We start from the raw sequence: 11,363 nt of genomic DNA on the forward strand, positions 1-11,363 counted from the left end.
TTGGTCCGGGAAATAGCACTGGGATTATGGACCGTACCCGAAACCGACACAGGTGGACTGGTTGAGTATACCGAGGCGCTTGAGAGAACCATGCTGAAGGAACTAGGCAAATTGCTCGCGTAACTTCGGGATAAGCGAGACCCCATGGCACGCAAGTGTTGTGGGGTGGCACAGACCAGGGGGTGGCGACTGTTTAGTAAAAACACAGGGCTCTGCGAAATCGAGAGATGACGTATAGGGTCTGACGCCTGCCCGGTGCCGGAAGGTTAAAAGGAGAGGTGCAAGCCTTGAATTGAAGCCCCGGTAAACGGCGGCCGTAACTATAACGGTCCTAAGGTAGCGAAATTCCTTGTCGGGTAAGTTCCGACCTGCACGAATGGCGTAACGACCTCCCCACTGTCTCCAGCATGGACTCAGCGAAATTGAATTCCCCGTGAAGATGCGGGGTACCCGTGGTCAGACGGAAAGACCCTATGAACCTTTACTGCAGCTTGGCAGTGGCGCCAGGAAGGGACTGTGTAGGATAGGTGGGAGCCGATGAAGCCGGGGCGCTAGCTTTGGTGGAGGCAACCTTGAAATACCACCCTGTGCCTTTCTGGCGTCTAACCGAAACCCGTTAGCCGGGTTCGGGACCCTGCCTGGTGGGCAGTTTGACTGGGGCGGTCGCCTCCCAAAGTGTAACGGAGGCGCGCGATGGTGGGCTCAGGCCGGTCGGACATCGGCTGTTGAGTGCAAAGGCACAAGCCCGCCTGACTGCGAGCGCGACAGCGCGAGCAGAGACGAAAGTCGGCCTTAGTGATCCGGTGGTCCCGCGTGGAAGGGCCATCGCTCAACGGATAAAAGGTACTCTAGGGATAACAGGCTGATCTCCCCCAAGAGTCCACATCGACGGGGAGGTTTGGCACCTCGATGTCGGCTCATCGCATCCCGGGGCTGGAGCAGGTCCCAAGGGTTCGGCTGTTCGCCGATTAAAGCGGTACGTGAGCTGGGTTTAGAACGTCGTGAGACAGTTCGGTCCCTATCTGCCATGGGTGTTGGAGACTTGAGAGGATCTGTCCCTAGTACGAGAGGACCGGGATGGACGCACCTCTGGTGCACCGGTTGTCACGCCAGTGGCATCGCCGGGTAGCCAAGTGCGGAACGGATAACCGCTGAAGGCATCTAAGCGGGAAACCAGCCTCAAGACGAGGTCTCCCCAAGGGCCGTGAAAGACCATCACGTTGATAGGCCGCAGGTGGAAGTCTGGTAACAGACGCAGCTGAGCGGTCCTAATCGCCCGATCGAACTCCTACCCCCTCCGCATGAGACCTCCTGGTCTCACCGCACGCAGCACCAACACGCACTCTCGCGATGGACCAACACTCCATCACACACTCACACACCATCCCATTCCACACCCCATCCGTCCGGGCAGAACACTATCCTGCCCCTGATCTGGCCCGGTGGCCTGGTGCCTACAGCGAGGTTGCCACACCCGATCCCATCCCGAACTCGGCCGTGAAACACCTCTGCGCCCATGGTACTGCGTCTTAAGGCGCGGGAGAGTCGGTCGGCGCCAGGCCACCAGACCAGATCAGTCAAAACGGATACAAGCCTCGGGATTTCCTCACACGAAAACCCGGACCACCGCGGGGTGGAGCAGCCCGGTAGCTCGTCAGGCTCATAACCTGAAGGTCACAGGTTCAAATCCTGTCCCCGCATCCAAATACACACACCACCAAACACACCGCACCCTCGCAAAACCCCCGCCCATCCTTGGACGGGGGTTTCGCGCGTAGGCCAGCTTGCATCAGGCAGGGGGAACTTGTCGCGCCCTCGTGCGGAACGGGTTTCGGATCTTCACTGTACGCGCCTTCAGTACGCGCCCATGCGGACGTATTGCCAACCGCGTGCCTTCGGGCCCGCGTTGCAGATGGAGTGTCCGCTCGTGGAAAGCATCGAGCCCTGGACGATGTCCAATTGAGATCAATGCGCTTTTGGGAAGCTCGTTTAAAACAAGTTGCATCATCGCGTCCTGGTTCTCCTCGTCCAGTGCCGCAGTGGCTTCGTCCATGAAGATCCAGCGTGGCTTCTGAATAAGCAATCGCGCGAAGGCGAACCGCTGCTGCTCGCCAAGGGAGAGGTCTTGATCCCAGCGAGAGTCCTCATCCAACTTGTCCTGCAGATGAGCCAGGCCCACGCTGTCGAGTGCCGATCGGCCAACCTCGTCCGACACTGAACCTGGCGCATTCGGATAGGCCAGGGCGCTCCGCAGCGTGCCGAGCGGAAGGTAGGGACGTTGTGGCATGAACATCGTCGCCTCTCGCGGCGGCACACGAATTTCCCCGCTTCCCCAGGGCCAAATTCCAGCGAAGGCTCGGAACAGCGTGCTCTTCCCGGTGCCGGATTCTCCTTTCACCAGCACGCGCTCACCAGCTTTAATCTCCGCGGTCGCCTCGGCAATCACCACAGAGCCGTTCGCAAAGGCTACCTGAACGTCGCGGAAGGCGACCGTCTCCTCCTGGCCGGCTGGTTCTACGGTACGCACAATGGTCGGCTGGTTGGGCTCGGCGACCATCTCCTCGACCACGCGAAGCGATTCACGGAAGGAGAGTAGCCGCTCAACGCTCGACCTCCATTCTGCCAAACGCGGGAAGTTATCCACGAACCAGTTGAGCGAGGCCTGCACCGATCCGAAAGCCGAACCGATTTGCATTAACCCGCCGAGAGTGATCGCTCCGGAGAAGTAGGACGGCGCAGCTACCACGGTTGGGAAGACTGAAGTGAGCATGCCATAGGCGCTCGTGAGCCACATGAGGCGGCGCTGGCTACGCATTAGGCCGCGCACAGCGTCCGCCACGTTTCCAAACAGCCGCTGCAGCCCGCGCCGCTCGTCTGTCTCGCCCCCGATCAGCGCGATCCCCTCGCTGCTCTCCCGCGCGCGCACAAGCCCGAAGCGGAAGTCGGCCTCCTTCGCGGTGCGCCAGAAGTTCAGCGCGACCATCGGACGACCAACCAGATAGGTCAGCCCCGACCCGATCGAGGCATAGATCAGCGCCGCCCATACCATATAGCCGGGGATGGTGATGGACTGACCGGCAAGGCTCAGATTCAGCGCCCCGGAGATCGTCCAGAGGATTCCAACAAAGGCAATTAACATCACCGCCGCGTTGAAAATGCCCGTCACGAAGTCGACGGCTAGATCAACGGAGAGACGTACGTCCTCCGCGATACGCTGGTCCGGGTTGTCGGCCTCGCCGGCGCGCTCAAGTTGATAGTGGCGCGCATCCGTCATCCAAAGCGACAGAAGACGAGTTGTCAGCCACTCACGCCAGCGCAGCTGGACGAGTTGCTTCACATAAAGCTGGTAGACTGCGGTGACCATCGAGGCGATGGTCAGGCCGAGGAACAGCACCATCTGCCAGAGGAAGGCGTCTCGGTCACGGTTCTCGAGCGCGTTGAAGAAGTCACGATTCCAGAGATTGAACCGTATCTGGATGAGTACCTGCAGTAGCGTCAGCGCCACCAATCCAGTGCCCAGCCACTTCGCGCGACGCTCGCGTAAAAAGAACCCGCCAGCCAGGCGAAGGAAAGCCCTGACGGCCCCCGTCTGGATCTGGACACCCGTTCCCGATGTCTCGTTCACCCGATGTCTCGCCTGTCCTGTCCCGCGAGGTCAGCCGCGCATGGCGTGATACGCCCGCGCGGATGGGATCACTGTGGCCGCTCGACCGCCGGCGGCAGGGGCTCGAGCTTCTCGAGACTCTCACCGATGCGTTCGGCATCCAGCGCTTTGCCTCGGTCCGGCACGGAAGCACCATGGCCTGCGGCGGCGATGGTGCGACCGACGGCCAGCCGATCCCCGAGCGCATGGGCGATGCCAGCCGGCACACGGATGACCACGCCCTCGTCCAGCACGGCGCCGATCACCTCGCCCTGGGGCGTATAGAGCGGTGTGCGGATAGTGCCCGAAACCTCCAGCCGCTCATCCGCGGCCCGGTACTCCGGAAAGATCCAGCTCGGCCGATCAACGAAACGCGGTTGCGCCCCGCCGTCACGCGCCCAAGCGAGCAGGGTGATCGCTGGAACACGACGTGCACGAATGCCGTAGACGACGATGGACTGGCCTGTGGGAATAGCCTGCATGATGTCGTCGGCAACATGCTCAGGGAAGATGATCTGCGGCCCCTCCCGGAACAGCAGGCGGTCGGTTTTTCCCTCCGGTGTCAGCAAATATCGGTCCACCACGCCCGTGAAGGATGGCAGCTGGGTCGGGTCGAACCAAAAGCGGCTGCTTCCGCCACCCCCCTGTGCGAGCACCGGCCCCGCGACGAGTGTCGCAAGGCCGGTCAAAAGCGCCGTGCGGCGATGCATGGACCGATCAGATCCAGCCCCGGCCCGCAACCAGGGAGACCAGGAAGAGCACGAGGAAAATCACGAACAGGATCTTGGCGATGCCGCTGGCCGCAGAAGCCACGCCACCGAAGCCCAGAACGCCCGCGACCAGCGCGATAATAAGAAAGATGACGGTCCAATAGAGCATGATCCGGTTCCTTCAAGAGGGATGCGATGCCTGAACGTGGGATGCTCGAGCCGGTTGCCGCGCCGCCACGGACCGTTGCCGACGCGCGACAGCAGACGTTGCGCAGCGCGCTACAATGTCTGAGCGGAGTTGCCTTTAACTTCTTAGACCCCCCGGTCCTGCAACTGCTTTCCGCCTCGTCCGGACCAATGCCAGAGCGTTCCCGGATGGGACCTGAGCAGCAAATCGCGCCCTCCCAAGCCTGGATGATCTTCTCGTCCGTCAGGTTGCCCCGCTACTTCCGAACCTTGTCGCCTGTGTTGCTCCAGTGATCTGCGAGCCGGTCCTGGTCCATGGCCGTCTGCATGCTCATGCATGCCTCCAGCCTACAGGTGTAGCTAATGGGCCGGAGGCGTGGCCCGGCCATTGCCGGCCGGGCCACGCCTATCTCAGCCGAGCGGCACGCCGCCCGAGACTGCCTGATAGGTAGCAATCGCCAGTGCCACCGGCTCGAACGGCTTGCTGATGATGAAGGCCGGCTCCAGCCGCTCCGCCGTCAGCAGCCGCTCGGGATAGGCGGTCACGAAGATCACCGGCGTGTTCTGTTCCTGCAGGATGCGTTGCACGGCAGAAATTCCGTCGCCACCGGGGCCGAGATTGACGTCGGCCAGGATCAGCCCGGGCTTGAGTGCGCGCGCCATCTCCACCGCCTCGGCCTCGCCGCTCGCAATGCCCACCACGTTGTGGCCGCAGCTTTCGACCAACTGCTGCAGGTCCATGGCGATGATCGGCTCGTCCTCGATCACCATGATGTCGGTCGCGGCCACGGCCCGAAGCGCCTCTCGCGCCTGGTCAAGCAACCGGCGGCCCTCGGCCAGCGGCACGCCGATGGCCAGTGCCGCATCGTTGAGCGGAAGGTCCTCAAGCGCGGTGAGGAGGAGAAGCTGGCGCTGCTTCGCGCTGATATGTTCGCCGGCGCTGTCGGGCACCAGCCGGCTTACCCCAGCGAAAAGCGCAAGCGTCCCGGGAACGTCGCCCGGCAGGCCTGCGCGCAGCGCCTGGGCCACCAGCGCGTCACCGCGCGCCTGGCCACCGGTCAGGGCGCGCGCATAGCGCCGGGCGAAGGGCAGGGTGCGAAGCAACTCCCCCTGCGTGACAGCATTCATCCGTGATAGTCCTCCGCCGCCTTGTCGGGTTCCGCCATGATGGCGTGGCCGGACAAGGTCCATACATGGGTTCGCCGCGCACCACGTCGATACGCTCGACGCGGGGCACGGCCCTTTCTCAGCCGGGTGCATGACGACCGACCAGGATTTCCGCCCGGCCCTGACACGCCTTCTGCCTGATTTGCGAGCTTTCGCCCGGTTTCTCTCCCGCGATCCGGCCGCAGCGGACGATCTGGTGCAAGACACATTGCTGCGTGCCCTGCGAAACGAGGCCCAATGGCAGCCCGGCACGAGCCTGCGTGCCTGGACCTTCTCGATCCTCCGCAATGCCTGGTTCGAGAATCGCCGCCGAGCTGCCGTTCGCCAGCGGGCGATGGACAGGATGACGGTGGAGGAAGGCATGCCGGCAGGCCAGGAGCACCGGATGGAGGTGATGGGCCTCGCCCGGGCGCTGGCGCATCTTCCGCGCGAGCAGCAGGAGGCCCTGGTGCTTGTCGGAGCCCTCGGTTTCTCCAGCGACGACGCCGCCCGGATTGCCGGCGTGCAGGTGGGCACACTGAAGGCCCGCGTCTCCCGCGGCCGCCGCGCCCTATCCGCACGCTACGACGCCGGCGGCCCAGGGGAGGGCGGTGAACCCGACTGAACCCGACTTGGTGAAGGCCACAAATCTCCTGGCGTTTTCGTGATCGACGGAGCGGTAACCGATTTGCGCCTCGGCGCATTGGTCGGGTGAAGTTCGAGCAGAGGGGACCTTCCCAGATGACCCAGACCGTTATGACCGAGACCATGGACATCGAGGACGCCGAGGCCCCGGCCGTGGAGATGAAGGCGCGTACCGGCCACACCGCTGCCGATTTCCACAAGCTCCTCGTCACCACGCTGCCGCGCCTTCGCGTCCAGGCCCTGGCGCTGACCCGCAACCGCGCCGATGCCGACGACCTGGTTCAGGCCGCCGTGACCTCCGCACTGGCTGCCAAGGACAGCTTCGCCCCCGGCACCAATTTCGGCGCCTGGATGTTTCGCATCCTGCGCAACCGGTTCATCTCCGATGTCCGCCGCAAGCGCGAGACGACCGACATCGACGACGTGCCGAGCAGCGCTTTCGCCCGCCCGGGCGCGCAGGAAGATAGCTTGGTGATGCGCGAGCTGCGCGGCCACTTGGCCCGCCTGCCGGCCGAGCAGCGCACCGCGCTGGTGATGGTGACGGTGCAGGGCATGTCCTACGAGGAAGTCGCCGCGGCGATGGATTGCGCTGTGGGCACTGCCAAGTGCCGGGTGTTCCGTGCCCGCCAGACCCTGCAGCGCTGGCTGACGGGTGAGGAGCGTGGGATCGAGGCGCCGAAGGCCGCCGCGAAGTCCACCAATCGCAAGAGCGCCTCTTCCCCTCGCGCCTCGCGTCGTCATACTGCGCCGGGCGAGGCTGGGATGGGGCTTGCGACCCCTGTCTGAGGATGGACGAAGGTAATTCCCGGGGAAAGTCAGGGCCTGTGTCAAAGCCCGATCAGGTGAATGGGAACGGGCGCGGCCAAGCCGCGCCCGATTCAGCCTTCGACCTGTGGCTGCAGCGAGGGCTGCACCAAATGTTCGACGACGTAATGCGCGAGCCCATCCCGGACGAACTCTTGCGTCTTATCGAACAGGATCGCGGGCAGGGCTGACGGACCGGTGCCGGACGACGCGGCGCCGCGCGAATCAGCCCCGCCACTCATAGGGCGCCCGCCCGCTGAATCGCCCCGCGCGATGCCGGGCGAGGAGCAGCATCACATGGCGTCGCGCACCCGGCTCGCGCAATTACGGCTGCGCATCGCCTCCGTCCTTGGTGGCATTCGTGGTCGGATGATCGTGCTGCTGATGGTGGCCGGCATCCCTGTCGCCTCCATCGCCATCACCAACTCCCTGCAGGATTATCAGGCCGCGGTTGACGAAGGTCGCCGTGGGGTTGAGATCCTGCGCACGCTCATGGCAGCCCGCTACGGCGCCGCAATCGGAAATGCGGAATCGGTTTTCGTGGCTCTGGCTCGGCAGGATCCCCGGCAGTTCGAAGAGCCTGTCGGTTGCACAACCACCCTTCGCCGGATTGTGGACCTGCATTCCGGCGACATCGCAGAGCTAGCCGTCGCCACCCCGGACTCGCCCCCGGCCTGTGGCGCCCTCCCGGCCGGCTTCGATCCCCAGCCCCTCCTGCGAGAGGCCCTGGCGAGCGGCACAGCCTCCTATGGAGCCTTCCTGCCCGGCGGCGGGGGCCGCGCGCCTGTTCTGCCCGTGGCCGTGCCCGGCCCTGCGAGCTCAGAGGAGCGGGGCTGGGCCGTAATTGGGACCATGGTGCTGCGGGACTACGCGGCCCTGCCCGGGGGCGGCCGCACGCCCGGCGACATGATCTGGTTGGTGGATCGCGAGAGCCGGGTCCTGTCCCCAGCAGGATCCGGCGGCCCCGCCCTGGATCCCGCCCTGCTGGCCCGGCTCGGCGAGGGCGGGAACGTGGTCGAGGCCGCGGGAGGCAGCACCGCTTTCGCCGGCGCCCGGCTGAATCCAGGGTTGCGGCTGGTCGTGGGCCACCCCGTTGGCGGGGTGAAGGAAGCCGCACGCACAATCCTCATTCAGCGGATTATGGAACTCGCCACCTTCCTGGTCGCCTGCCTCGCCGCGATCGTGGTGGGGGCGGACCTCGCCATGGTGCGCCCGCTCCGCCTGCTCTCCGCCCGCGTTCGCGGCTGGAGGCCCGGCAATCCCTTCCGCGTCAGCCCCTCGGGCACGGAGCCGCGAGAGGTGCGGGCGGTCGAGCAGGCTTTTAGCGAGGCCGCCGCGGCGCTGGCCCGGCGTGAGGCCGACCTCCGCGCCGCCCTCGAGCAACGGGACGCGCTGATGGGCGAGATACATCACCGCGTGAAGAACAACCTGCAAATCGTGTCCTCCCTGCTCAACTTGCAGGCCGGCCGCATCGGTGATCCGGCGGCGGCCGAGGAGTTCCTGGCCGCCCGCAACCGCGTGCGTGCCCTCGCGACCCTGCACCGACACCTTTACATGCAGCACAGCTTCGAGGCGGTCTCGCTGGTGCCGTTCCTGACGGAGCTGACGAACCAGCAATTCTCCTCGCACAACGAGGCGCCGGGAGAGCGGATCGCGCTGAAGCTGGAAGTGGCCGACATCGCCATCTCCACCGATCAAGCCGTGTCGCTTTCCCTGCTGGTGACAGAGGCCGTCGGCAACACGCTGGACCACGCCTTCCCGGACGACACGCGCGGCACGCTCTGGCTCACTCTCTCCGCCGAGGGGCAGGAAGTGACGCTGATAGTACGGGATGACGGGATCGGGCTTCCGGACCGCAAGGAACGGCCGCGCGGCCTCGGCCTTCAGCTTATGGAAGGCTTCGCCAAGCAGCTTGGCGGGCCGCTGACCGGCGGACGTGTGGAAGGGGAGGGGACGGGCACGCGCTGGACCGTGCGCTTCCCGAGCAGAGAAAATCCGGCGCCGCGCGCTATGGCTACTTGAGGCGCGCGACCTTTCCCTGGGCGCACCCTCATGACAGTCGAGCAGCTAGAGGCCGGCTGCCTGGAACTCGTCCGGTGCGAAGGCCGTTGCGACAAGTCCGGCCCCCTCCAGCACAGCGTTGAACTGGGCATAGGCCACGGGGGCCGCGAGAAGCGCGCCCAGCAGCACCATCATCGAGATCTGACCGATCCGCATCGCCTGAGCTCCGCCCGGCCCGTGCCTGCCACGGCCTTGCCCATGAAACGCCGACCCGCCGCGGCCGGTTGCCCAGCCGTCCCAGCGGCCCTGAACGGCAGGGCGCAACCGCCCACCTGGGGCCGCGTTGGCGTGGGGACAGAGACATGTCCTCAGGAGGGACTTATGGCCGCCAATACCGACGCCGGAAAAGCCGTAGACCAGGTTGCCAGCAGCGCCACGAAGGCCGTTGACCAGGCCGCCACGACCGTGAGCGACGCCGCGAGCAGCGCCAGCGACCAGATCGCCGCGCTTCGCAAGCAGGTCGAGGAGCTTTACGCCGACCGGCAGAAGTACATGTCCCAGGCAATGGACGCGGCCGAGGGCTACGCGGCCCGCGCCGCCGACACGGCCCAGGTGCAGTACGAGCAGGTGGCCGACCGTGTGCGTGAGCGCCCGGCGCAGTCGATCCTGATCGCCGCCGCGGCCGGGTACATCCTCGCCCGCATCCTCGGTCGCTGAGGAGACGCGGAGATGCTGCGGACCTTCAGCCTGGTCGGGATGGCGGCGCAGGCGGAAGGCCGCCGCCTCAAGGCGAAGGCCAACGCCACCGCCCGGAGCGCCGCCTTCTACGCGGCGGCCGGGCTGATGGGCCTGGCTGCCTTCGTGATGTTGCACGTGCTGGGTTGGCACGCGGCGCGGAGCGGCTTCGGGCCGGTGGTCTCTGCGCTGATCGTTCTGGTGGTAGACCTCGTCCTCGCCGGTCTGCTCGTCTTCCTGGCATCGCGCGGCACCTCGGCACGCGAGGAGATGGAAGCGCAGGCGGTGCGGAACGTGGCGCTCACCGGCGCCGCTCAGTCCGCGGTCAGCGGCTTCACCACCCAGGCGGCGCCTCTCATGGCGCTGGGCGGCATCGCGCTCGCGGCGCTCTGGCCGAAGCTCCGCGGCGGGCGGCGGATGTAACGACTGGACGAGCCCAGGTCGTGTGACCCTGAAGAGGGCGGCTTCCCAGATGGACGCCGCCCTTTCTGCTTTGTTGTGCTGAGTAGAAGGGCAATCGCACCCGAAAGCCCGCACTGGTGGAAATCTCTGCCGGAAGGGTTAGCTCCGATCGGCTTGCTGAAGCGTCGTCCGGGGAACCGCCGGGCCTCCGCAAGCTTGCCGCCCCGACGATTTCCCAACCCCTGCCAGCCATTCTATCCTGCACTTATTGTTAGGGGAGGCAGGCTTGGACGCCGCGGCGCTGCACCATGAGATGCGGCCGGAGGTCGAGGCGTTGGGAACGCTCCTCGATCGGCTGGAGAAGTTTGCGGAGGATGCGGAACTCTCGCCCCGCGCCGCACAGTATCTGGCCCTCGTGACCGAGGAACTCGCGGCCAATGTTGTCATGCACGCCAAGGGCGCGAGCCTCCTGCGCGTCGATCTCCGCCGCGAGGGCGAATCGGTTCACCTGATCATCGAGGATGACGGCCCCGCATTCGATCCGTTTTCAGCCGCCTCACCCGACACCGAGGCCGATGTGGAAACCCGCGACGTCGGCGGATTGGGCGTGCATTTCGTGCGCCGAATGACGCGCGAGGCTGCCTATGAGCGCCGCGACGGCCTCAACCGTGTCACGGCCGTGCTGGACGCCGGCTAGGGCGCGGCGCAAACATCGCCGCATCGCCGGCTATCCGCGCCGGGCCCACTGGAGACGCCATGCAGATCGCCGAGCACAGGGAAGGCACCACTGCCATCGCCGAGATGGAGGGACGCCTCGACACCGCCACCGCCCCGGCGACAGAGGAGAAGCTGCTGTCCCTTCTCGATGGCGGCGGGCTCATCGCCGACATGTCCGGCGTGCGCTACGTCTCCTCCGCGGGACTGCGCGTGCTGCTGAAGGCGGCCAAGCAGGCCCGCACCCGCGGCGTCGCCTTCTCCGTTTGCGGCCTGCAGCCTGCGGTGCAGGAGGTGTTCGAGATCTCCGGCTTCGACAAGATCATCCCCCTGCACGGCACTCGCGCCGAGGCTCTGGCAGCCGGCTGAACCCCGGA

At 65.7% G+C, this 11,363-nt stretch carries 13 protein-coding genes, 1 tRNA gene and 2 rRNA genes (1 of these 16 running past the window's edge); 11 read left to right on the plus strand and 5 right to left on the minus strand.

Features of this window, described 5'->3' with window-relative positions:
• The 3 genes from ACVBD7_RS03540 to ACVBD7_RS03550 form a co-directional block, all read left to right on the plus strand.
• Window positions 1-1,293 (plus strand): 23S ribosomal RNA (locus ACVBD7_RS03540) (it extends 1,445 nt beyond the left edge of the window).
• A 153-nt stretch (window positions 1,294-1,446) separates the two neighbouring features.
• Window positions 1,447-1,561 (plus strand): 5S ribosomal RNA (gene rrf, locus ACVBD7_RS03545).
• A 66-nt stretch (window positions 1,562-1,627) separates the two neighbouring features.
• Window positions 1,628-1,704: transfer RNA gene (locus tag ACVBD7_RS03550), tRNA-Met, on the plus strand.
• 85 nt (window positions 1,705-1,789) lie between these two features.
• Here the strand turns inward: ACVBD7_RS03550 and ACVBD7_RS03555 are convergent.
• The 4 genes from ACVBD7_RS03555 to ACVBD7_RS03570 all read right to left on the minus strand — a co-directional run bounded on the left by ACVBD7_RS03555 (window position 1,790) and on the right by ACVBD7_RS03570 (window position 5,667).
• On the minus strand, window positions 1,790-3,625 hold the full coding sequence (locus tag ACVBD7_RS03555; RefSeq protein WP_458096126.1) for an ABC transporter ATP-binding protein/permease: 1,836 nt from the start codon (window positions 3,623-3,625) through the stop codon (window positions 1,790-1,792).
• A gap of 68 nt (window positions 3,626-3,693) precedes the next feature.
• A complete protein-coding gene (locus ACVBD7_RS03560; RefSeq protein WP_458096127.1) occupies window positions 3,694-4,353 on the minus strand; it encodes a hypothetical protein in 660 nt (219 codons plus the stop codon).
• Window positions 4,354-4,360: 7 nt separating this feature from the next.
• Window positions 4,361-4,522, minus strand: a complete 162-nt coding sequence (locus ACVBD7_RS03565) for a DUF1328 domain-containing protein (protein WP_458096128.1) — start codon at window positions 4,520-4,522, stop codon at window positions 4,361-4,363.
• Between the two features lie 428 nt (window positions 4,523-4,950).
• Entirely contained in the window at window positions 4,951-5,667 is a 717-nt protein-coding gene (locus ACVBD7_RS03570) for a response regulator (RefSeq protein WP_458096129.1), read from the minus strand.
• Window positions 5,668-5,797: 130 nt separating this feature from the next.
• Between ACVBD7_RS03570 and ACVBD7_RS03575 the strand changes: the two genes are divergently transcribed.
• The 4 genes from ACVBD7_RS03575 (at window position 5,798) to ACVBD7_RS03590 (ending at window position 9,156) form a co-directional block, all read left to right on the plus strand.
• Entirely contained in the window at window positions 5,798-6,310 is a 513-nt protein-coding gene (locus tag ACVBD7_RS03575) for a sigma-70 family RNA polymerase sigma factor (RefSeq protein ID WP_458096130.1), read from the plus strand.
• 179 nt (window positions 6,311-6,489) lie between these two features.
• Entirely contained in the window at window positions 6,490-7,116 is a 627-nt protein-coding gene (locus ACVBD7_RS03580; RefSeq protein ID WP_458097629.1) for a sigma-70 family RNA polymerase sigma factor, read from the plus strand.
• Between the two features lie 56 nt (window positions 7,117-7,172).
• The gene (locus ACVBD7_RS03585) at window positions 7,173-7,325 is read left to right on the plus strand and encodes a NepR family anti-sigma factor (RefSeq protein WP_458097630.1); all 153 of its coding nucleotides are present in this window, start codon (window positions 7,173-7,175) and stop codon (window positions 7,323-7,325) included.
• A gap of 106 nt (window positions 7,326-7,431) precedes the next feature.
• On the plus strand, window positions 7,432-9,156 hold the full coding sequence (locus tag ACVBD7_RS03590) for a sensor histidine kinase (protein ID WP_458096131.1): 1,725 nt from the start codon (window positions 7,432-7,434) through the stop codon (window positions 9,154-9,156).
• Window positions 9,157-9,201: 45 nt separating this feature from the next.
• Here ACVBD7_RS03590 and ACVBD7_RS03595 read toward each other — a convergent pair whose 3' ends face one another.
• Window positions 9,202-9,351, minus strand: a complete 150-nt coding sequence (locus ACVBD7_RS03595) for a hypothetical protein (protein ID WP_458096132.1) — start codon at window positions 9,349-9,351, stop codon at window positions 9,202-9,204.
• Between the two features lie 165 nt (window positions 9,352-9,516).
• Between ACVBD7_RS03595 and ACVBD7_RS03600 the strand changes: the two genes are divergently transcribed.
• The 4 genes from ACVBD7_RS03600 (at window position 9,517) to ACVBD7_RS03615 (ending at window position 11,355) form a co-directional block, all read left to right on the plus strand.
• Window positions 9,517-9,852: a hypothetical protein gene (locus tag ACVBD7_RS03600; protein WP_458096133.1), complete on the plus strand. Its 336-nt coding sequence runs from the start codon at window positions 9,517-9,519 to the stop codon at window positions 9,850-9,852.
• 12 nt (window positions 9,853-9,864) lie between these two features.
• Window positions 9,865-10,293 (plus strand): hypothetical protein, encoded by a 429-nt coding sequence (locus ACVBD7_RS03605; protein ID WP_458096134.1) that lies wholly within the window; start codon window positions 9,865-9,867, stop codon window positions 10,291-10,293.
• Window positions 10,294-10,558: 265 nt separating this feature from the next.
• Window positions 10,559-10,969: an ATP-binding protein gene (locus tag ACVBD7_RS03610; protein ID WP_458096135.1), complete on the plus strand. Its 411-nt coding sequence runs from the start codon at window positions 10,559-10,561 to the stop codon at window positions 10,967-10,969.
• A gap of 59 nt (window positions 10,970-11,028) precedes the next feature.
• Window positions 11,029-11,355 (plus strand): STAS domain-containing protein, encoded by a 327-nt coding sequence (locus tag ACVBD7_RS03615; protein WP_458096136.1) that lies wholly within the window; start codon window positions 11,029-11,031, stop codon window positions 11,353-11,355.
• Window positions 11,356-11,363: the final 8 nt, after the last annotated feature.

Source organism: Roseomonas sp. WA12 (assembly GCF_054165765.1).